Source organism: Pseudomonas sp. S2_E02 (genome assembly GCF_054668355.1).
Genome location: NZ_CP162761.1, coordinates 1448888 through 1469718, shown reverse-complemented (window position 1 = coordinate 1469718; position 20831 = coordinate 1448888). Strand labels below are relative to the sequence as shown.

Genomic DNA, 20831 nt, shown 5'->3' with positions numbered 1-20831 from the left:
ATGGTTAACCGAGCTGAACGCCGGCTGTCAGGGAGTGCGGCGGTTTTCTTTGGAAGGTTTGGCGAATTCCTACAAAGGCTGGTGCCTTGTCTGCTTTCGGCGGCTGGAGCGGGGCGGTTATTGTCGGTTGCCGCTGCAAAATCAGTGGTTCGGGTTTGGTCACCTGATAACTTCCCTTATTGCAGATGTGCCATCATTTGCGCTGCGGACATCTGTGTCCGTGCGGTGCATAGCTGTGGCGGCTGTGTGCAGGACGCCTTCGGGCGAGCTGAGTTGGGGTTGTTCTCGGTTGACCAAGCCTGCACACAGTCCGCCTCCCACTGTTTGGTCACAGTGCTGGCGGTTACTTTCGACCCAATTGAGTAATCACCTATGCCGATAATCAAACTGCTACAAAACCGCTACCTCCCCCTCACAAGCAACGTCACCGAATCCCCGACCCTGCTCATCGACACCCAAGCCAACCCGAAAGACATCCTCGAAGCCGCCGTCCAGCGCATCCGCGCCGCCGCCGACCTGCTCGAAACCCTGCATTGCCTGTGCTTCAAGCACGCCGACGTGCAAGACATTCCACACATCACCCATGCGCTTTACCTGCTGACGCAGGATGGCAATGATTTGCTGCAGGTCGCGCAGCAGCAGATGTTGAGTTGGAAGGCGCCGGTTTGATGGGCTAGTGAAAACGGCAGGGGTGAACAGCTGAATTTACGCGGGCTGATTCACTTGCTGCCGGTTAATGCAAGCGGGGTGTTGTGCGACTAACCGCTGGGGCTGCGGTCAATCTCCTAGTTTGTCAGGGAAAAATGAGACGGGTGGGTGAGTGTCTTTCCACTGTTTTGCGAAAATTTTTGATTGCTCGATTTGCTCGGGTGTCATCTTCTCAGCGATTTTTTCTATCTTCCGATCAACATAATCTTGAATGCCTCCGGCATCATTCAAGTCTTTCATTAGATAGAACATCGCATAGCCTTCGACTAGATTCAATGGGTAGCCAATTTTATCTGGCGTATGCGAAATGTAAGCACCATAGTTGCTCATAGCATCTTGCTCGCCAGTTTCAGCTGCAATTTTTAGCCAATGATGGACAGCCTGCATGTCGCCGTCCCTGTAAAGAATTTCCAGATAGTTATTCATCGCTTTAGGGTATCCACCCTCTGACGAAAGCCTTAACCAATTTCGGACCGATTCGTCGCGTTTCCCAGGGATAAAAAAGAATCCCTTCCCCTGCCGCTCACTCACCGCCATCCAATACTGCGCAAGTGGGTAACCAGCGTTTGCTGACTTTTCAAGCCATTCGTCATTCAAAGTTATTTCATACATCAAGAATAGAGACTCAGCGTCACCGCTGTTCGCTTTTGCCAACGCTAGTTCTTTAGCATACGTAAACCACTGAGCAGGACTTTTGGAACTGGCAGGGCAGTTATCCATTATCTTGCACAAATCCGAATTTTTACGGCCTAGCTGAATCATCGCGTATATGGAACCATTCATCGCAGCCGTTTCATACCAGTGCTGTGCTTCGGGCGTCATGTATCGGTTTCGCTTTCTTAGCGCTTCGCCTAGGTAGTATTGCGATTCCACGTTTCCAGCTTGCGCTTCTTTTTCTAATACAGGAAAGGCTGCATCAAGCTTTAGCTGATTATATAAAATAATGCCTGCAGATACTTCGTGCGCTGGCTGCGACGCAAAAGTAAGTGTGGCACTTGTTAAAAATGTCGCGATAATAAAATATCTAAATGGCCTCACTGGCGTTAATATCCTAGCTTGTCCGGAAAAAATGAGAGTGGCGGGTGAGTGGTTTTCCACTCTTTAGCTATTCTTTCTGAATCTTCAATCTGTGCTGGTGTCATTTTCTCGCGAATTTCTTCACCTTTTCGCTCAACATATCTTCCGATTCCGCCAGCATCACCTAGATCTTTAAGCAATGTAAAAAGCGCATAACCTTTAACTAGATCTAGGGGGTAGTCCAGTTTGTCTGGAGTGTGGGAAATATAGGCACCATAGCTGCTTACTGCCACTTGGTAACCACTGCGGGCTGCTAACTCAAGCCACTGGCGAATACTTGCTGTGTCGCCTTCTCTATGTAAAATTTCCAGGTAATCCATCATTGCTTTTGGATATCCGCCTTCCGACGAAAGCAAAAGCCATTTTTTTACAGATGCATCACGTTTTCCAGGAATCAAGAAGAAACCTTCGCCCTGACGTTCGCTGACCGCCATCCAGTACTGCGCGAGCGAGTATCCTGCGTTTGCGGATTTCTCTAACCACTCACGATTAAGAGTGATTTCATACATTAGATACAAGGATTCGGGATCGCCTTCCTGCGCCTTTGGTAGAACTAATCCTTTAGCTCGTGCAAACCATTCCGCTTGGGTTTTCTTGAATGGAGGGCAGTTGCCAATCTTCTGACAAAAGTCATTTTTGTGTCGGCCCAGTTGAATCATTGCATAGATATTGTCTTTTTCTGCTGCCTTTTCATACCAATGTTGCGCTTCGGGGGCCATGTAACGGCTTTTTTTACGAATGATTTCCGCCAAATAGTATTGAGAGTCCGAGTTTCCGTCGTTGCTTTCAATTTGGAGTTGTTGAGTCGCTGCGTTAATTTTGAGTTGGTTGTATAGAACTAATCCTGAAATTTTTTCAGGGGCGCTGTCTGCCGCCAGGCTTGGTTCTGCCCAAGAAAAAAGAGCAATTAATAAAGGCCAAGACAAAAATCTTGTCATTCTAGTTATCTGCCTAGCTTTTCGGGGAAGAAGGAGAGCGGTGGGTGAGTGGTTTTCCATTCCTCAGCGACAGCTTTTGAGTTCTCTAGCTGTTCAGGCGTCATTTTGCTCCCAATTTCTTCGAGAGTATCTTGAACGAAATCTTGAATCGCGCCTCCACCATCCAGCTCTTTCAGAAGGCTAATCAGTGCATAACCTTTAACAAGATCGAGGGGATAACCAACTTGGTCGGGTGCATGGGCAATGTAAGAGCCATAACTGCTAATTGCTTTTTGATCACCCGTTTCAGCTGCTGTTTGAAGCCAATGGCGCACCCCTTCAAGATCGCCTTTCTTATACAGGATCTCAATGTATTCCATCATTGCTTTTGGGTTGCCGCCTTCAGAGGAAGCTTTCAGCCATTTGCTGATGGCCTCATCACGTTTTCCAGGTATAAGAAAAAATCCCTCACCTTGTCGATCACCGACGGCCATCCAATATTGGGCGAGCGCATAACCTGCGTTTGCAGATTTTTCCAACCAAGTACGATCGAAAGTTATTTCATACATTAAATACGAAGACTCAGGGGTGTCTGTGCTTGATGCCATTTTTTTAGCCTGAATCAACCAATCGGCGCTTGATTTTTTACTCGCGGGACAATTGGTCATTTTTCTGCAGAGGTCATCGTTTTGGCGGCCTAGCTGAATCATGGCAAATATAGATCCATTATCCGCAGCGGTTTCGTACCATTGCTGCGATTCAGCAGTCATGTACCGGCTTCGCTTTCGAAGTGCCTCGGCAAAGTAATACTGTGAATTCACATTTCCCGAGTCGGCCTCTTTTTTTAGTTCGCGAATCGCCAAGTCTAGTTTTAGCTGGTTGTATAACACCACTCCCAGGGTTGATTCATTTGTTTGCGAATCTGCTGAGCTGTTTGCAGAAAGAGCGGCGATCAGCATTACTAAAATAATTCTAAATGCTCGCACTGCTATTAATAACCTAGCTTGTCAGGGTAAAACGAGAGAGGCGGGTGGTTGGCCTTCCACGTTTTTGCGAGCTCTTTTGCTTTTTCAATTTGCTCTTTTGACATGTTTTTTTCTATGTCAGGTAATGTGTCATTGACGTCTCGTATTACATTGCCTCCACCATTAAGTTCCAGTAGGTTTGAAAGTAAAGCATATGATTTTATTGGGTCGAATGCGAAACCGTACTTTGAGTTTTCTTCGCCTATGTAGGATGCATATCCAAATACACCTTCTACGTAGCTCGAGTCAGCTGCTTTTTCGTTCCAGTTTCTGAACGAGGCTAAATCATTTTTTTCGATCATGATTGCGGCTAATCCCATCATTGCAAGTGGATAACCATTTTCAGCGGACGCCTTCATCCATCGTTCGATAGCTTGGTTGCGTCTCGAGGGTAGTAAAAATGAACCACTCCCTTCTTGGTACTTCGTCGCCAGACGGAACTGCGCTAATGCGAATCCGTTCTCTGCTGACTTCTCTAACCAGTCATCGTTGCCTGTCATTTCATATAACAGGTACATTGATTCGCTATCTCCCTGCGTTGCGCGTTGAATTGCAAGGCTTTTAGCTTTAATTACCCAGCTGCTAGGAGAGTCTTCACCTGGTGGACAGTTTTTCATGGTTGAACACAAGTCGTCTTCAATTCTCCCAAGGCGAATCATAGAGTAGATGTTCCCCTTTTTTGCGGAGCTTTCGTATGCTTTTTTAGCTTCCGGAGTCATGAAGCGGTTATTTTTTCTTAATGCTTCACCCAGATAATAAAGTGCTTCGTCATCACCGCCTTCGGCTGCTATTTTTAGTGGTTCGATTGCAGAAATAGCTTTGTATTGATTGTAAAGCTCTATACCTTTTTTCTTTGCCTCAAGTTGTTGTGAGGTAAGCTCCGCATGCGCGCTTACACTCATTAAAAGAAAAGCCGCAAAAAAAGGTATCCGGATTAAGCTTGACTTTATTTTCAATTTTATGCGCTCGCAGGGGGCAAGTATTTTACGGATGTTCTCGGTATATAACTGTTTTCGCCCATTACAATTTTACAAGTTCCATCAATGCGCTGGCCTAATATTTTTGAGTTTTCCTTGTATCGTGCTCTTGCTTTATTTCCCCTTGGGTCGGTAAAGCTGAGGACCGGATCACCCATGAAAGTATCGAGTAAATGACGGTTTTCACAATATTTTTGACCGATATCAACTGGTTCAGTGCCAAACTTATTCATGCTTGCGCAAGCTAGTTCGAATTGTTTCTGAGCCTCTTCCAATTTGTCCTTTTCTTTTGCATTGGTGACTATGTGGTCGATAATTATCCCAATTGCTATCTGCTGAGTTAGATGTGCTTTTTCTTTTGGATAGGTTTGTTTGCTAAAAGTTGGCGACGTGTCGCTTTCTTTTGTGTTGGCGGCAATTGAGAACTCTTCGGGGGTGGAGGTAAGAGTCATTAAAATGGGGCCGAGTGCTGCCGGAGTGGCTTCCACAACCCATGTTTTTAGTTCATCTGGGTTCTGGTACTCAACAATAGCATGAGCGATTGGGCCGCCTTTTCCTCCGCTGGTCATTGCGTCATATAAGTCCATGACTAAACTCCAACCCATAAGATAAGACATTTCCACACTAAGCCCCGCTGCTCCTAATGCGTTCAGCGCGGATGCGAACTTACCTGCTTCAGGTTCCATCCACTCTACCTTTCTGCCTTTCGCTTTGTGCAGTTCCTTGCGGTACAAGTTGATGAGGTCAACTACTGCCTCATAGCCAACTTCAAACTTAAAGCTACCGTTAGCACCAGGACCCAGCACTACCGCCGCTTTCAAGTTCAAAATAAACCGCCCCTTATCCAGAGACACCTGCGCCGTTCCCTGAAAGCCCGCACCTAACGCCACCCCAACGGAGCCGCTCAGCTTGGCCAGCGTCAGCCATGGATTCGCGCTTTTCGCGTCTTTAGCGCTGCCAATGCCCATCGTTGGCGCGGTGCGCAGGGCGACGCGTTCTTTTGGCGGTGCCCAGTTCAGTACTCCAGTGAGTTCGATGGCGGCTTGCAAGCCTCCAAACACGTTGAAACTGGCTTTTGCGCCGTTTTCGACTTGCACTTTGGCGAAGCGTCCGCCTCGCAGTTGATCTGTGCTCTTGGAATCGGCGTAGGTGCCGGATTTCGACTTGTGTTCAAGATCGGGAGTAGGGCTGTTGTCGCCGCTGTCGGCCTTGGCTTGTTTGGCAGCAGCGTGATCGGCACGTTCTTCTTTTGCGGAGGCATCTTCACGCTGTGCGCGTTTTACCGGGCTGAGTGAAGCCCCGTACTTGACGTTGCCGAAGATCGGGCTCAACTCGACGCTGCCGGATAACAGCAGCGATGCGCCGGCGTAGCCCCATGCCTTCACACCAAAGTGGAAGGAGAAGCGGCCGAAATTCATTTTTTGCGGGCTGCCGTCCAGGAAGTAATCAAGCGTAATTTCTTGAGCGCTGGCTTTGGCAGGCATGTCGACTTTCATCAACTGAACTTCGCCACGGGCCAGGTCCAGGCTTAAGCCCATCTCGCCAGATATCTGGAAACCCTCGGCGGCGGACATTTTCGGGCCTTCGAGCTTTACTTCACCGTGAATGTTTGGCTGTGGAGGTGTCAGGCAACGGACCAATTGCGCCTGAGGGCTGGCATCAAAAAGTCTTACTTTGCCGCGCACACTTTTCTTGAACACCAGTTGCTGAAGGTGTTCGCCCCAGTTGGTCAGGGTCGCGTCGTCTTCCAGTTCTGTGACCTCATAGCCTTGCTTTTTCAAGTAAGCATAAAAGTCTTTGGCTTTGAACCAGCCTTTTCCATCGAAACAGTCGCCGACCTGATCGCTGAATTTTATAGCGCCCTGATCTAGAAGCCATTGGCGGAACGAGTTGATTTCGCTGTTTTTATCGGAGCCTTCGGTAGCGTCCGCGGGCAAACTTTCAGTTACCTTTTTTATTGAACCGACTGCTTTTTTTGAATCCTCTTTCAGGATCTTTTTTGCGTCTTTCAGGTTCGCCATGCTGAACCAGCCCAGGGGCGTACCCTTGGCATCTGAAAGACTGACTTCACGCAGCGGAAAACCCGGTTTCACCATGCGGTCGACCGGTTTTGGCTGGAACTCTTCCGGGTCCCAAATCAGATAACGCGCAGGCTTGCTGTTGCTGACATTGCTTTGGGCTTTTGCTTGAAGGTCGTCTTTGGTCTTTTGCAGGCTATCCCATTTGGTCCGTTCCACATCAACCAGGCCCGCTGGTGCTTGCGCATTCTGGCCTGTTGCCTCGATCCAGCGTTTGTATTTTTCCTGAAGCTGCGCTGTGACTTCCGCCTGCTCTTTCTCGGTATCCAGATACAGTTTGAACTGCTCGATACCGGAAGGAAGGCCGTCACTGATCAGCGCGAATTCTGGAAGTGCAATGCCGTATTCAGACGCTTTGATAATGGATTCAGTGTAAGCATGGTAATCAAGCGCATCGGCGTTTTTGTAGAGCGTCAAGACATACCCGACCAGATCGGCGGTGCAGTCATTCATGCCGCTGCAGATGTTTTCGTAGCTTTTTTTCTTTTCCGCCAGGGCTTTCGCAACGTCTTCCAGCGGGACCTGCTTGAAGTCTTTGTTGCCGAGGAGTTTCTTGCGGGCTTCCAGATAGGCTTGCACCCGTGCGCGCGCCTCAATCGCCTCTTTGGAATAGAGCGAGCCACTTTCGTAGGTGTAGCCTTCCAGCTTCGCGGCCGCTACCGCTTCTTTTTTCAGCGCATGCCACTCAGCCCTCCGCTTGTAAAAATCGGCATAGGCTTTGTGGACGTCCTGGTCAGTAGCGAGGTCTGCCGTTAGACGGTCCATGCGCGATTGCGCGGTGTCCTCTTGTGGAGACTGTGCTGGAGCCGCTGCCGGTTTGTTTCCGTTAGCTTCGTTTTGCCTCTTTTTGGCGGTGGCGGGATCGATTTCGATCTCATCGCCCATCGCTTCAAATTCTTCCATACGCGTGCGCTTCGCGCCCGTGAGGAAGTTGCTCAACTTGGGCTCAAGGAAGTATTCCAGCAGACCCGATTCCTGCAGCCCGTTCAGGCGTGCATCACGTGGTTTGCTGGGGGCAATCATTTTATCCAGCGCGAACATCGACTCTTTGATGGCAGACTTTGCCCGCTCAGGGAGCAGCCAGAACTCTTGCTCCTCAGTGGCATAAATCGCGCTGGCAAACTTTTTAGAACACGGAGGTGCGTGGGGTTTGAAGGTCTTTGAACTCTGATCAGGAGCGTCCTTGACCGGATCCAGTTCAACCAGATCCTCAGCGGAACACTGAGTGGCGGCTTCCGGGGTTGCCTGCGCAGGCGCTTGAGGCGCGGCGGGCGGCTGAGCGGCAGGCGCAGCGGTCGCTTGAGCACTTTTTGGTACGCTGAGGTTCCATCCGACTTTGACGTTGTCCGGATTGGTGATGAAGGGGTTGAGCTGGCGAAGTTGCGCCACGGTGCTGTTGTAGCGCGAAGCGATCTGGCCCAAGGTTTCGCCGGGCATGACGGCGTGATTCGTGATTTCCATGGTGATTCCGTTCTGTTGTCGCGTCGCCCTAACGTTGGGCGACGGCGGCTGATTCCAGGAGCCGATCTACTTTGATAAACGACTCGTCCTTAGATTGCAGGATCGCCATGATCTCAGGCTGTGTTTCGAATAGCGGGCCGTTCACGGCGTGGCCAAGCTTGAGCAGGTGATCACCGTCATAAATATTGCTTTTGAGCAGCAGGTCGAGGTTGTCAGCGATATCGTTCAGGCGCTCATCGTCTGGTTCTTCAAACGCTGCGTATTCCTCATCAATCCAATAAACCCATCCCAGGCGCGCTTGAACTTGCGCGGCTGCCTCGGGAAGGTTGAACGCCGCTTTGTCACCAAGCCACGTCGATTCCTCGTTGGCTTTCCAGGCCAACCATGGACCGCGCTGCTGACCGAAATGTATCGGCGCAGGGCAGTAGACAGCGCTCCAGCAACCCAGCAACTGGTCGAAGGTTTTCCCAGCTGTATAAGTCAGCGCTGCCCACAGACTCGGTTTGTGAAAGCTCAACAAGCTCTGCCCACCTGAACCGTCATTGGCTCGGAGCAACCAGCGCGCATGAGCCAATGCTTGTTCAGGATCAGGTGTTGAGATTGCAATTCCCGAAAAGCGTTCCTCACAAAGTTTTGCCGCTACGTTTGCCACTTTGCTGCCCCGAGGAGCCACCAGCCACAACGGGCCATCAGGAATCTCTGCGAAGTCAGTGCCGAAAAACAGCCCTTGGGAAACCACCGGTTCGCCTACTCGGTAGAGTTGACTCAATGCCTCTGGCTGGAGTCCCTGGTCGATGATGAAACAGAGCGACTCGCTCGCGGCCGGCAGGTCCGAGAAATTGTAGCGAGGCTCTGCCAGCAGAGCGCTCAGCGCTTTTACATGCATGTGCAATCCTTACGGCTGCAAGCGCCGTTACTCTGTTTTCCGCACAACGGTGTGATGCCTGATTCATTCAGGCGAGCGGGGAGTGGTGCTTTACCAGCCTTATCCGCATCCGCTACCTTCATCGGTCCCGGCAGCAATGGTGCCGCAGGCGTCCCCACCCCAGGCGCACCCCCGGTATTAACCTTCACCTCAGCGCCACTAATCGTCACACCACCCGCATCAACCTTCACAAAACTCCCGCCAGCCTTGGCGGTCAGCTCCATGCCACCCTCAACCACAACCTTGTTGCCTGCGTAGTAATGAATCTCTGTCCCAGCCTCGACAAATTGCGCCGTGCCGACTTTCACGTTCTGCGTCACGCCAACCGTCAGGTGATCATCCGCACGCATCTCGCTAATCCGATCCAGATGGGTAATCCGGTGCTCTTCAACCTTGAACTCACTCAGCGTATTGGCTTCAACCGTGTCGTGCCGTTCGTTACCGACGCGAATCTTCTGGTCGTGCTCGATGTTTTCGTCCCAGTCGCGCTGGGCGTGGATGTAGATCTGCTCGACGCCTTTCTTGTCTTCGATGCGGAATTCGTTGTAGCCCTTGCCGCCCGGTGAACTCAGGGTCTTGAAGGTGCTGCGGGTCTTGTTGGCCGGCAGGTCGTAGGGGACGACGTTTTCCTTGTGGTACAGGCAACCGGTGACCAATGGCTGGTCGGGATCGCCTTCGAGGAAGGTGACGAGGACTTCCATGCCAATGCGCGGGATGGCGATGCCGCCGTACGCGGCGCCGGCCCAGCCGCTGGCGACGCGCATCCAGCAGGTGGTTTTGTCGTTGGACTGACCGTCGCGGTCCCAGTGGAATTGCACTTTGATCCGGCCGTACTGGTCGCAGTGGATTTCTTCGCCTGCGGGGCCGGTGACGACGGCGGTCTGGCTGCCGAGGACTTTTGGTTTCGGGTGTTCGAGGGCAGGGCGGTAGTGCGCGTCCCACGGGGTGGCGAGGAAGCTGTTGCGGTAGCCCTGGTGGAAATCGCTTTTGTGGTCGGTGACGTCGCTGGTGACGTTTTCGCCGAGCACTTGCGGTTGTTTGCCTTCGTGGAAGACTTCCAGCAGCAGCCACAGGTCATTCCATTCGGCGCGCGGGTGTTCGGCGAGGGTGAGGAAATGGCCGCTGGTGAGGGTCGGTTCGTCACCTTTGCCTTCGGCGAGTTTGTAGTCGCTGCGATGGCGTTCGAGGGCGCGGGTGGAGAGGAACTTGCCGCGTTCGCGGGTGGTGAAGCGGCCGGGGTAGTCGTAGTCCTCGAGGTCCGGGGCGAACTCGGTTTTCACCGCGCCTTCGGGGAGGATCTTCGGTTTCTCAAAGTCGTAATCGCGGCGGCTGACGCGGGTGGTGCGGGTTTCCAGGCGCAGGTTGAAGCGTTTGATCACCGGTTTGTCGGCGGCCATGCCGGAGTCTTGCTGGTAGCTCACGGCTTTGAGTTTGCGGAACACGGTCTGGTCGTCGCCGAACACCAGTTTGTGGCCGCTGCTGCTGTGCTGGAAGTGGAAGTGAATGCCTTCTTCTTCGCACAGGCGCTGGATGAAATGCAGGTCGGATTCGTCGTACTGCACGCAGTAGTCGCGTTCCGGGTACTCGGCGCCGAGCTGGAAGCTGTAGGCGTCGGCGAGAATGCCGCGATCTTCCAGGACCTGAGCGATGATCTTCGGCACGGTCAGTTGCTGGAAAATCTGCTGATCGTGGTTGTGCCGCAGGTAGGCCAGTTGCGGCACCAGGCTGAGGCTGTAACGGGTCAGGGTCTTGCCTGAGTCGCCTTGCTCGATGCGATAGACCAGACCGTGGATCTTGCCTTCGCCGGTCGGGCCGAAGGTCAGGACGCCGGGCTTGTGCAGCAGCTCTTCGAGTTTGAGGTCGGGGCGGGCGCTGACGAGTTCGAGGTCGAAACGGAACGGTTCGTTGAGGGCTTCGCGACCGGTGAAGCTGAGGACTTGCAGGTCGGCGTTGGCGCCTTCAAGCGTGAGGGTAATGTGGGTTGCGTTGGCGTCCAGCATGCCTTGAATTCCGTCCGTTGAATAAGCAGGTGACGGATGATGGAGGATTCAGCCGCCTCGTTCAAGGCACAAAAGCCGTAGGTCTGGCAGGTTTGCGGTATAGGGAAAACCCTTAGATGAGGTGTTTGGCCCAATGAAACCGGGTGTTTAGTGCGAATTGGTGTTGATCGCCGGCAACTTTTCCCACGACCCTGCGTTGAAGAATCCTCAGTCAGATTCAGACTAAAGTCGCCTGTAGCACGTCAAAGCCATCTGCCATCATTGCCGTTCACCCCTGCGTGTTCACTTTCTCCTGGTTCAATCTGACCCGGGACGGGAGCTATTTTTCTGGCTTGTTGCGCGCTTGCGCAAACGCTGCATTGTTGGAGTTTTTCATGCGTCCCCCATTTCCCCTCATCACCCCGCGCCAGTCGTTTGGCTTCGGAGCCTTTGTGCTGTGCGCAGGTTTTACCGCACAGGTTCAGGCCAGCGGATTTTTTGAAGACACCACGGCGAAGATCGAATCGCGCACGGTGTACTTCAACCGCGATTTCCGTGATGGGCACACCACGAACGATCAGGGCGCGTCCAAGCGTGAAGAGTCGGCACAGGGCTTTATTCTCAACCTGCAATCGGGCTACACCGAAGGCACGGTGGGTTTTGGTATCGATGCGCTGGGCATGCTCGGCTTTCAACTCGATTCCAGCCCGGACCGCAGCAACAGCGGCTTGCTGCCCTCCAGCGGCAACGACCCGCGCGGCTCGAAGGGCCAGTACGCGAAAATGGGCCTGACCGCCAAGGTCAAGGTTTCGGACACGGTGCTGAAGTACGGCGCGCTGCTGCCGGATCTGCCGTTGCTGAAATACAACGACGGTCGTTTGCTGCCGACCATGTTCAACGGCGCCATGCTGACTTCTAAAGAGGTGAAAGACCTGACCTTCATGGCCGCGCGCCTGGACAAGTACACCGCGCGTGATTCCACCGATTCGCAAGACATCCGCGTGCACTGCAAGAACAAGCGCTACGCCTGCAACACCACTGCCGATCATTTCGACATGTACGGCTTCGACTACAAGATCAACGATCGCCTGACTGCGCAGTATCACTACGCCGAACTGGAAGACATCTATCGTCAGCACTTTGTCGGGCTGTTGGGTAATCAACCGTTAGCTGGCGGTGTACTTAAAGCAGATCTGCGTGTGCTGAAAAGTGCCGACAGCGGTGATGCCAAGGCCGGTTCAATCGATAACCGCGCGTTGAGCGGCATGCTGTCGTATGCGCATAGCGGTCATACGTTCAGCGCCGGTTGGCAGCGCATGAACGGCGACAACTCGATGCCGTACCTCGATGGCAGCAACCCGTATCTGGTCAACTACGTGCAGGTCAACGATTTCGCCGCTGCGCAGGAACGCTCGTGGCAGTTGCGTTATGACTATGACTTCAAGGCCATTGGCATTAATGGTTTGAGCTTCCTGACGCGCTATGTGAACGGTGATCACATCAAGGTGTTGGGCAGTGATCAGGAAGGCAAGGAGTGGGAGCGCGACAGCGAGTTGAAGTATGTGATTCAGACGGGCACGTTCAAGGATGTGAGTCTGCGTTTGAGGAATGCGACTTACCGCACCAACTATGAAAAGTTTGCCCGGGATGTGGATGAGACCCGGTTGATTGTGAGTTACAGCTTTTCGGTGTTGTAGGTCTTGGATGTGTAGTGCTTGATCGGGCGCTATCGCGAGCAGGCTCACTCCTACAATGGATTAATGTTGATCGCAATATCCGCGTCCGCTGAAGATCCCCTGTAGGAGTGAGCCTGCTCGCGATGAGGCCCTTGAAATTGCTGCTACAACCAATGCCAGAACCGGCTCCAGAACCCCCGATTCAAATCCTCTTTGCAGCCGGCATATTGCCGCGCATATACATCCGAACGATTCTGCACTTTGCGCGCCGTTGGCATCAGCCAGGCTTTGCTCGCGTAAGTCTTGTTGCGGAAGCCGCCCCAGCCTTCGTGGTAGTTGAGGTATTGGTTGTAGGCGTCGTACTTGTACACGCCGTTGATCGAATAGGTCTTGTCCATGTACCAGCCGACAAAGTCGATGGCGTCGTCGAAGTCTTCGCGATCGGCCCAGTTGCGGCCGGTGCTTTTCTGGTAATCGGCCCAGACTTCATCCTTGGCTTGCGCATAACCCGAGGCGGTCGAGACGCGGCCCCACGGGATCACCCACAGCAGGTATTTGCGCGGAGTCTTGGCGTCGTAGCGGTAGCCGGATTCCTGATACATGATCGCGAAGGGCACCTGAATCGGTACGCCCCAGCGTTTTTGCGTGACTTGCGCAGCGTCGTACCAGTCGCTTTTCTCGCGGAAGATTTCGCAGATGTCTTCCGGCGAGCGGGGCGGCGAGGTGCCGCACCCGCTCAGTAGCGTTGCCAGTGTCAGTAGTCCAAGCGTCTGCCTGTAATTCAAAAGCCGTTATCCCGTCGTGCGCAAAAAGGCCGACAGTCTACGCGCTCAGCTCAATTGGTGACGATAGGGCAAATCCGGACCGGTCTTGCTGCAAGTCAGCGCGGCGGCTTGCACAGCGAACCTGAGCATGGCGTCGATCTGTTCGCGAGCGAGTTGCTGCACGCCTTCGACCGAATCCAGACCGTGCTCGGTCAGCCAGGTGATCAACGCGGCCTGGAAGGTATCGCCCGCGCCAACGGTGTCGGCGATCTGCACCGAGGCCGCCGGCACCGACCAGTTGCCATGGCGGCGGCTGAACACACTGGCGCCGTCGCCACCCCGGGTCAGGAAAACGATCTGGCAGCGATGTTCGAGCCAGCCTTCGATCACCCGTTGTGGGTCCTGTTCGGGGTAGAGCAGGCTCAGGTCTTCGTCGCTGACCTTGATCAGATCGGCCAGTGGCACCAGCGTCGCGATGCGCTCGCGCCACAGGTCGATATTCGGCTGGGGATTGAGGCGTACGTTCGGGTCGAGGGTGATCAGGCGTTTGCCGCTTTCACGCTGTACCAGTGCCAGCAAGGTATCGCCAATCGGCTGCACCACTAGCGAGAACGAGCCAATGTGCAAGCCGCGCACCTCAGCGCCCAGCTCTGGCAGATGCGCCAGACTCAACTGCCGGTCCGCGCAGCCTTCACCGCGAAAGCTGTAGTGCGGCGAGCCATTGGCACCGACGGCGACCATGGCCAGCGTGGTCGGTGCGGCGAAGTCCACCAGATAGTCCGCGCACACACCTTCGTCCTGCAGCACTCGCTGCAAACGACGGCCGAGGTAGTCGGTGGACAGCCCGCCAAATAAGGCCGAGTCCACGCCCAAGCGGCGCAAACCGACGGCGACGTTGAACGGCGAGCCGCCAGCAATCGCCTTGAAATTCACTTTCGAGGCCAGTCCGCTGGCGTCGTCTTCACTGAAAAAATCAAACAGGGCTTCGCCACACACCAAATACATAATTGTTTGCTCTTTATAGGGTTGCGACATGCTGTTGATAGCGTTCATAGGCCTGCTGGAACGCCGCGACGTTGGCGGCAATCGGCAGGGTTTCACTGCTTGAGTCGAGTTTCACGCAGCGCTGGCACAGATCGGCGAGGGTGTCTTCGTGGCCGTTCGACAAGGATTTGCACCACGCCGCTTGAATCGCTGCGCCCAAGGCTGCGGCTTCACTTTGTTCGGTACAGATCACCGGGGTGTTCATGATGTCGGCGACGATCTGCCGCCACACCGCGCTTTTCGAGCCGCCGCCGATCAGGCAAATGCTGCGGCTTTGTAAACCATTCTGGCGGAGCAAATCCAGCCCGTAGCGCAAACCGAAGGTGGTGCCTTCGACGGCGGCGCGGCACAGATTGGCCTGCGTCAGGTTATCCAGCGTCAAGCCGTGCAGGCTGCCGGTGGCATGGGGCAGGGCGGGGACGCGTTCGCCGTTGAGGAACGGCAGCATGCTCACGCCGTCAGCGCCGATGGGGGCTTGAGCGACGAGGTCGTTGAACTGCTGCAGATCGAGGTCGAACAGCTCGCGGATCGCGCCGGTGGCGTTGGTCAGGTTCATGGTGCAGATCAGCGGCAACCATCCGCCGCTGGACGAGCAGAACGTCGCGACCGAGGCGTCCGGGCTGACTTTCGGCACTTCGGAATAGGCGTACACCGTGCCGGAAGAACCAAGGCTCATGGTGATCGCGCCGGGCTGAATATTGCCGGTGCCGATGGCGCCCATCATGTTGTCGCCGCCGCCGCTCGATACCAGCGCGTCGGGGTTGATGCCGAGGTGTTCGGCGATGGCCGGGAGGAGGGTGCCGACGCTTTGGTGCGCATCGATCAGCTCTGGTAGCGCCGCTTGCAGGCGTCCGCTGGCGTCGATGTCGCGCAGCAGTTGCAAGTCCCATTGGCGGGTGCGCACGTTGAAATAGCCGGTGCCCGAGGCGTCGCCGTATTCGCTGCAGGCGCGACCGGTGAGCCAGAAGTTCAGGTAGTCGTGGGGCAGTAGGATGCGTGCGATGCGCGCGAACACCACGGGGTGTTGTTCTTTGGTCCAGAGCAGTTTCGACACCGTGTAGCCCGGCGCGATGACCACGCCGAGGCGTTCCAGCGAGCCTTTTTCACCGCCCAGATGAGTGAGCAGACGGTCGTTTTCGGCGCTGGTTTCGGTGTCGCACCAGAGCTTGGCCGGGCGCAGCACTTCACCTTGATCATCGAGCAGGACCAGGCCGTGTTGCTGACCGGAGACGCCGATGCCGAGGATCGACTGGCCATCGACATTTGCCGCCAGTAATGCCTGGCGGGTAGCGATGGCGAAGGCGTCCAGCCATTGCTGGGTGTCTTGTTCGCGACGACCGTTGGCGGCGCTGATCATTGTGTGCGCGGCGGCGCCTTGGCCGAGGACCTGGCCGGTGGCGGCGTCGAGGATGATGGCTTTGGTGCCTTGGGTGCCGCAGTCGATGCCTAGGAACAGTTGTTGTGTTGTCATGTGTGAACCACTCGGGTGTGGTGAAGATCAAGAGCTTACCCCCTCACCCCAACCCTCTCCCCCAAGGGGGCGAGGGGGGAAGGGAGCCGATTGGGGGGCTGTTCAAATCCTGAGTTCGACTCCGGACGTTCAGGTCGATGTAACTTGCACAAACCACTCGGTCAGTTCCCTCTCCCTCCGGGAGAGGGCTAGGGTGAGGGGCTTTTCAATCCAGAATCCGCTGGAGAGTCCGCGTCACACCATCCTCGCGCAAGCTGTTACAGCACCACTCAAACGCCGCGACAAACTCCGCCGAACGCGGAATCACCGTGCCAAAAATCTCCTCAACCGCCAACAACCGCTGAGTGATTAAAGCATCGTCCGCCACCAACGCCTGACAAAACGCCGCGCGCGGATCAGGAATCGAATAGCTATCGCCATTCTCATCCACCCCCTTCAAATACAACGCCCAGGCCGCCACCACCAACGCCGCTCGCTTGGTTTCCTGCCCATCGGCAATCAAGCGGTTGATCGTCGGAATGGTGAACTTGGGAAACTTCGACGAGCCGTCCGAACACACCCGCTCCAACTGATCGGCAATCGCCTGATTGGAAAACCGCGCCACCAGCGTGTTTTTGTAATCCGTCAGATCAATGCCCGGCACCGGCGCCAGTTGCGGGGTCACGTCCAGGTCCATATAAGCACGCATATAGCGCACGAACAGCGGATCGTTCATGGTCTCGTGAACAAACCGGTAACCCTTCAAAAAGCCCAGATAGGTCAGCGCCAGGTGGCTGCCATTGAGCAGTTTGATTTTCATCTCTTCATACGGCGAAACATCGTCGGTGAACTGCACACCGACCTTTTCCCACGCCGGGCGGCCATTGACGAATTTATCCTCCAGCACCCATTGCACAAACGGCTCGCAGACCACCGGCCAGGCATCATCGACGCCGTGTTTGTCGGCCAGTTGCAGGCGATGCGCGGTGCTGGTCATTGGCGTGATGCGGTCGACCATGGCGTTGGGGAAACTGACGTTGGCGTCGATCCAGCTGCACAGATTGCTGTTGCGCAGCGTGGCAAACGCCAGCAGCGCCTTGCGCGTCACGGCGCCGTTGTGCGGCAGGTTATCGCAGGACATCACGGTAAATGCCGGGATGCCTGCCGCACGGCGTTTTTCCAGGGCTGCACACAAGAAACCGAACACGGTTTTCGGGTTTTCCGGGTGGGCCAGATCGTGCTGAATCTGCGGCAAGTGCGCCATGAATTCGCCGTTGCTGTCATCGATGCAATAACCGCCCTCGGTGATGGTCAGCGAGACGATGCGGATTTGCGGATCGGCGAGTTTGTCGATCAACGCCTGAGCGCCGTCCTCGGCCAGCAGCATGTCGCGAATCGCGCCGATCACGCGGACTTCGGTGTCGTCGCTGTCGCCGAGTTCGAACAGGGTGAAGAGGTAATCCTGCTCCTTGAGATCGTCGCGGGCGCGGCGATCTTCGGCGCGCAGGCCGACGCCACAGATCGCCCAGTCGAGGGCTTCGCCGGTGTTCATCAAGGCATCGGTGTAATACGCCTGATGCGCGCGGTGGAAGCCGCCGACGCCAATGTGAGCGATGCCCTGGCGCGTGTCGCTGAGGCTATAGGCCGGCAGTTGCACTTCGCTGGCCAGGCGATGGAGATTCTGTTGGTTGAGTTTCATCGGGAGTTCTCGAAATCAGGCCGCAGCGCGCAGCGGACGGGTCAACGCGACACCTTGGGCATCGAATAAATGGCAGTGCGCAGCATCTAGGTGCAGGCTCAGTTGTTCGCCGTAACGGCTGGCCAGATCCCCGCGCACGCGCATGGTCAGGGCTTCGCCGGCGTTGGTGGTGACGTGGCAGAAAGTGTCGCTGCCCAGGCGTTCGCTGACGTCGGCGGTGACTTGCAGCGAGCAGTCGCCCGATTGCGCCAGTTCCAGATGTTCCGGGCGAATGCCCAACGTCACCGCGCTGCCGACACTGAGGTTGGCGGCATTGAACGGCAGGGTGATGCGCGTACCGGCGTCCAGCGAGACTTCGCAGCTCTGGCCATCGACGCGGGCGATTTTACCTTTGAGGAAACCCATTTTCGGCGTGCCGAGGAACCCTGCGACGAACAGGTTCGCGGGGTTGTGATACAGGTCCAGTGGCGAGCCGACCTGTTCGATCTTGCCGCCATTGAGTACCACAACCTTGTCGGCCATGGTCATCGCTTCGACCTGATCGTGGGTCACGTAGATCATCGTCGCTTGCAGGTCTTTGTGCAGGCGCAGCAGTTCCAGACGCATCTGCACACGTAGCGCGGCGTCGAGGTTGGACAGCGGTTCGTCAAAGAGGAAGATTTTCGGATTACGCACGATGGCGCGACCGATCGCAACGCGTTGACGCTGGCCACCGGAGAGCTGCTTCGGCTTGCGTTCAAGCATCGGCCCGAGTTCGAGAATCCGCGCCGCTTCGCCGACTTTCTTCTCGACTTCGGCTTTCGGCACGCCGGCCAGATCGAGGGCGAACGACATGTTCTTTTTCACGGTCATGTGCGGGTACAGCGCGTAGGTCTGGAACACCATCGCCAGATCGCGCTTGGCCGGGCTGACTTCGGTGATGTCGCGGCCATCGAGTTCGATGGTGCCGTCGCTGACTTCTTCGAGGCCGGCGATCAGCCGCAGCAAGGTGGATTTGCCGCAGCCCGACGGGCCGACGAAGACCACGAATTCCTTGTCGTTCACTTCAAGGTCGATGCCTTTGATGATGGAGAAACCTTCGAAGCCTTTTTGCAGATTCTTGATTTTCAGGTTGGCCATGATGATGGGCCTCCGCAATTTATTATTCAGATGAACCGGATCGGCTTTTCTGTGGGAGCGAGCTTGCTCGCGAAGGGGGCGTGTCAGTCACCATCAGTGTTTGATGACACTCCGCTTTCGCAGCAAGCTCGCTCCCACAGGGGATAGGGTTGGGTTCGGGATGTTCATTTCACGGCGCCGAACGAGAGGCCGCGTACCAGTTGTTTCTGGCTGATCCAGCCGAAGATCAGAATCGGCGCACAGGCCAGGGTCGACACCGCCGACAACTTGGCCCAGAACAGACCTTCCGGACTCGAATACGAGGCGATCAAAGCAGTCAACGGCGCGGCTTTCGACGAGGTCAGGTTCAGCGACCAGAACGCCTCGTTCCAGCACAGAATCAGCGACAGCAGCACGGTCGAAGCGAGGCCACCCTTGGCGATCGGCAGCAGCACGCGAACCATTTCCTGCCACAGCGTGGCGCCGTCGAGGCGGGCGGCTTCGAGGATGTCTTTGGGGATGTCCTTGAAGTAGGTGTAAACCATCCAGACCACAATCGGCAGGTTGATCAGCGTGTAGATCACGATCAGCGCGATGCGCGTGTCGAGCAGGCCGAAACTCTTCGCCAGCAGGTAGATCGGCATGAGCACGCCCACCGGCGGCAGCATCTTGGTCGAGAGCATCCACAGCAGCGTGCCTTTGGTGCGCTGGGTTTCGTAGAACGCCATCGAGTACGCTGCCGGCACCGCGATCAGCAGACAAAGGGCCGTGGCACTGAAGGAAATCACCACTGAATTCCAGGCGAAACTGAAGTAATCGCTGCGCTCATTGATGTGCAGGTAGTTCTCCAGCGTCGGCGTGAAGATGAACTGCGGCGGCGTGGCGAAGGCGTCGATTTCGGTTTTGAAACTGGTCATCACCATCCAGAAGATCGGGAAGAAAATCACGATCGCGATGGCCCAGGCCAGGGTGCCGAGCAGCAGGCTTTGCAGCCGGCGGGATTGTTGAAGAGTCATGGCAGGCCTCAGGCTTTGTCAGTCAGGTTTTTGCCGATCATCCGCACCAGAATGATCGCGGCGATGTTGGCGATGACCACGGCAATCAAGCCGCCCGCCGAGGCCATGCCGACGTCGAACTGCACCAGCGCCTGGTTGTAGATCAGGTAGGCGAGGTTGGTCGAGGCGTAGCCGGGGCCGCCGTTGGTGGTGGTGAAAATCTCGGCGAACACCGACAGCAGGAAGATCGTTTCGATCATCACCACCACGGCAATCGGCCGCGCCAGATGCGGCAGGGTCAGGTGCCAGAAGATTGCGATCGGGCCCGCACCGTCGAGGCGCGCGGCTTCTTTCTGTTCCTGGTCGAGGGACTGCATGGCCGTCATCAGAATCAGGACCGCGAACGGCAGCCATTGCCACGAAACAATGATGATGATCGACAGCAGCGGGTAGTGCGCGAGCCAGTCCACCGGTTGCGCGCCGAACAGCTTCCAGATGTAGGCGAGGATCCCCGAGACTGGATGGAAAATCAGGTTCTTCCAGATCAGCGCCCCAACCGTGGGCATGATGAAGAACGGCGAAATCAGCATGACCCGGACGATGCCGCGCCCGAGAAATTCACTGGCTTCCAGCAATGCACTGATCAGCACGCCGAAGACCACGCTGATCAGCAACACGCTACCGACCAGCAACAGCGTGTTGGTAGCGCCGGGCATGAAGCCCGAGTCGGTCAGAAAGTGGCTGAAATTCTCCAGCCCGACGAACTGGTTTTCACCGGGGTAGAGCAGGTTGTAGCGGATCATCGAGAAGTAAATGGTCATGCCCAGCGGCACGATCATCCACAGCAGCAACAGGGCCACCGAAGGGCTGACCAGGAACCAGCCGGGATTGCGCACGCGGATTTTGCGCGCGGGTTGCGACAGGTCGATGTGGGCTTTGGCAGTTGAAGTATTCATGG

Annotated in this window: 16 protein-coding genes; 2 read left to right on the top strand and 14 right to left on the bottom strand. The window is 55.5% G+C overall.

What is annotated here, in order from left to right:
• The first annotated feature begins 372 nt into the window (after nt 1-372).
• Nucleotides 373-669 (top strand): hypothetical protein, encoded by a 297-nt coding sequence (locus AB4O01_RS06430; RefSeq protein ID WP_460091043.1) that lies wholly within the window; start codon nt 373-375, stop codon nt 667-669.
• Between the two features lie 108 nt (nt 670-777).
• Here the strand turns inward: AB4O01_RS06430 and AB4O01_RS06425 are convergent, their stop codons facing one another.
• The 7 genes from AB4O01_RS06425 to AB4O01_RS06395 are packed head-to-tail and all read right to left on the bottom strand — an operon-like array spanning nt 778 to nt 11168.
• Nucleotides 778-1806, bottom strand: a complete 1029-nt coding sequence (locus AB4O01_RS06425; protein ID WP_460091042.1) for a tetratricopeptide repeat protein — start codon at nt 1804-1806, stop codon at nt 778-780.
• Nucleotides 1752-2723, bottom strand: coding sequence for a tetratricopeptide repeat protein (locus AB4O01_RS06420; RefSeq protein WP_110719219.1), 972 nt, complete (start codon nt 2721-2723; stop codon nt 1752-1754). The genes AB4O01_RS06425 and AB4O01_RS06420 overlap by 55 nt, the downstream gene beginning before the upstream one ends.
• Nucleotides 2724-2728: 5 nt before the next feature.
• Entirely contained in the window at nt 2729-3661 is a 933-nt protein-coding gene (locus tag AB4O01_RS06415) for a tetratricopeptide repeat protein (protein WP_460091041.1), read from the bottom strand.
• Between the two features lie 32 nt (nt 3662-3693).
• Complete coding sequence (locus AB4O01_RS06410) at nt 3694-4629, bottom strand: tetratricopeptide repeat protein (protein WP_460091040.1); 936 nt, start codon at nt 4627-4629, stop codon at nt 3694-3696.
• 56 nt (nt 4630-4685) lie between these two features.
• Complete coding sequence (locus tag AB4O01_RS06405) at nt 4686-8243, bottom strand: LysM peptidoglycan-binding domain-containing protein (protein WP_460091038.1); 3558 nt, start codon at nt 8241-8243, stop codon at nt 4686-4688.
• 28 nt (nt 8244-8271) lie between these two features.
• The gene (locus AB4O01_RS06400) at nt 8272-9129 is read right to left on the bottom strand and encodes a DUF4123 domain-containing protein (protein WP_137217892.1); all 858 of its coding nucleotides are present in this window, start codon (nt 9127-9129) and stop codon (nt 8272-8274) included.
• Nucleotides 9120-11168, bottom strand: coding sequence for a type VI secretion system Vgr family protein (locus tag AB4O01_RS06395; protein ID WP_460091037.1), 2049 nt, complete (start codon nt 11166-11168; stop codon nt 9120-9122). Before AB4O01_RS06395 ends, AB4O01_RS06400 begins: the two co-directional genes overlap by 10 nt.
• Before the next feature lie 374 nt (nt 11169-11542).
• On the opposite strand from AB4O01_RS06395, the gene AB4O01_RS06390 reads away from it, so the two are divergent.
• Nucleotides 11543-12844 (top strand): OprD family porin, encoded by a 1302-nt coding sequence (locus AB4O01_RS06390; protein ID WP_460091036.1) that lies wholly within the window; start codon nt 11543-11545, stop codon nt 12842-12844.
• Between the two features lie 143 nt (nt 12845-12987).
• Here AB4O01_RS06390 and AB4O01_RS06385 read toward each other — a convergent pair whose 3' ends face one another.
• The 7 genes from AB4O01_RS06385 to AB4O01_RS06355 all read right to left on the bottom strand — a co-directional run bounded on the left by AB4O01_RS06385 (nt 12988) and on the right by AB4O01_RS06355 (nt 20829).
• Nucleotides 12988-13608, bottom strand: coding sequence for a transglycosylase SLT domain-containing protein (locus tag AB4O01_RS06385; protein WP_095120893.1), 621 nt, complete (start codon nt 13606-13608; stop codon nt 12988-12990).
• A gap of 45 nt (nt 13609-13653) precedes the next feature.
• Nucleotides 13654-14592 carry a carbohydrate kinase family protein gene (locus AB4O01_RS06380; protein ID WP_460091035.1) on the bottom strand — a complete coding sequence of 313 codons (939 nt, stop codon included), beginning with the start codon at nt 14590-14592 and terminating at the stop codon, nt 13654-13656.
• Between the two features lie 13 nt (nt 14593-14605).
• Nucleotides 14606-16102 (bottom strand): xylulokinase, encoded by a 1497-nt coding sequence (gene xylB, locus AB4O01_RS06375; RefSeq protein WP_460091034.1) that lies wholly within the window; start codon nt 16100-16102, stop codon nt 14606-14608.
• 205 nt (nt 16103-16307) lie between these two features.
• On the bottom strand, nt 16308-17780 hold the full coding sequence (locus tag AB4O01_RS06370) for a mannitol dehydrogenase family protein (protein WP_186621515.1): 1473 nt from the start codon (nt 17778-17780) through the stop codon (nt 16308-16310).
• A gap of 15 nt (nt 17781-17795) precedes the next feature.
• Entirely contained in the window at nt 17796-18899 is a 1104-nt protein-coding gene (locus tag AB4O01_RS06365; protein WP_460091033.1) for an ABC transporter ATP-binding protein, read from the bottom strand.
• Nucleotides 18900-19063: 164 nt separating this feature from the next.
• The gene (locus AB4O01_RS06360) at nt 19064-19894 is read right to left on the bottom strand and encodes a carbohydrate ABC transporter permease (RefSeq protein WP_034154211.1); all 831 of its coding nucleotides are present in this window, start codon (nt 19892-19894) and stop codon (nt 19064-19066) included.
• 8 nt (nt 19895-19902) lie between these two features.
• Nucleotides 19903-20829: a carbohydrate ABC transporter permease gene (locus AB4O01_RS06355; RefSeq protein ID WP_460091031.1), complete on the bottom strand. Its 927-nt coding sequence runs from the start codon at nt 20827-20829 to the stop codon at nt 19903-19905.
• Nucleotides 20830-20831: the final 2 nt, after the last annotated feature.

Excerpts from the sequence above, each read along its gene's own strand:
- AB4O01_RS06395 (WP_460091037.1), bottom strand. The coding sequence starts at position 11,168 with ATGCTGGACGCCAACGCAACCCACATTACCCTCACGCTTGAAGGCGCC.
- AB4O01_RS06365 (WP_460091033.1), bottom strand. The coding sequence starts at position 18,899 with ATGGCCAACCTGAAAATCAAGAATCTGCAAAAAGGCTTCGAAGGTTTC.
- AB4O01_RS06415 (WP_460091041.1), bottom strand. The coding sequence starts at position 3,661 with ATGCTGATCGCCGCTCTTTCTGCAAACAGCTCAGCAGATTCGCAAACA.
- AB4O01_RS06355 (WP_460091031.1), bottom strand. The coding sequence starts at position 20,829 with ATGAATACTTCAACTGCCAAAGCCCACATCGACCTGTCGCAACCCGCG.
- xylB (WP_460091034.1), bottom strand. The coding sequence starts at position 16,102 with ATGACAACACAACAACTGTTCCTAGGCATCGACTGCGGCACCCAAGGC.
- AB4O01_RS06430 (WP_460091043.1), top strand. The coding sequence starts at position 373 with ATGCCGATAATCAAACTGCTACAAAACCGCTACCTCCCCCTCACAAGC.
- AB4O01_RS06420 (WP_110719219.1), bottom strand. The coding sequence starts at position 2,723 with ATGACAAGATTTTTGTCTTGGCCTTTATTAATTGCTCTTTTTTCTTGG.
- AB4O01_RS06370 (WP_186621515.1), bottom strand. The coding sequence starts at position 17,780 with ATGAAACTCAACCAACAGAATCTCCATCGCCTGGCCAGCGAAGTGCAA.
- AB4O01_RS06390 (WP_460091036.1), top strand. The coding sequence starts at position 11,543 with ATGCGTCCCCCATTTCCCCTCATCACCCCGCGCCAGTCGTTTGGCTTC.
- AB4O01_RS06380 (WP_460091035.1), bottom strand. The coding sequence starts at position 14,592 with ATGTATTTGGTGTGTGGCGAAGCCCTGTTTGATTTTTTCAGTGAAGAC.
- AB4O01_RS06400 (WP_137217892.1), bottom strand. The coding sequence starts at position 9,129 with ATGCATGTAAAAGCGCTGAGCGCTCTGCTGGCAGAGCCTCGCTACAAT.
- AB4O01_RS06360 (WP_034154211.1), bottom strand. The coding sequence starts at position 19,894 with ATGACTCTTCAACAATCCCGCCGGCTGCAAAGCCTGCTGCTCGGCACC.
- AB4O01_RS06410 (WP_460091040.1), bottom strand. The coding sequence starts at position 4,629 with ATGAGTGTAAGCGCGCATGCGGAGCTTACCTCACAACAACTTGAGGCA.
- AB4O01_RS06405 (WP_460091038.1), bottom strand. The coding sequence starts at position 8,243 with ATGGAAATCACGAATCACGCCGTCATGCCCGGCGAAACCTTGGGCCAG.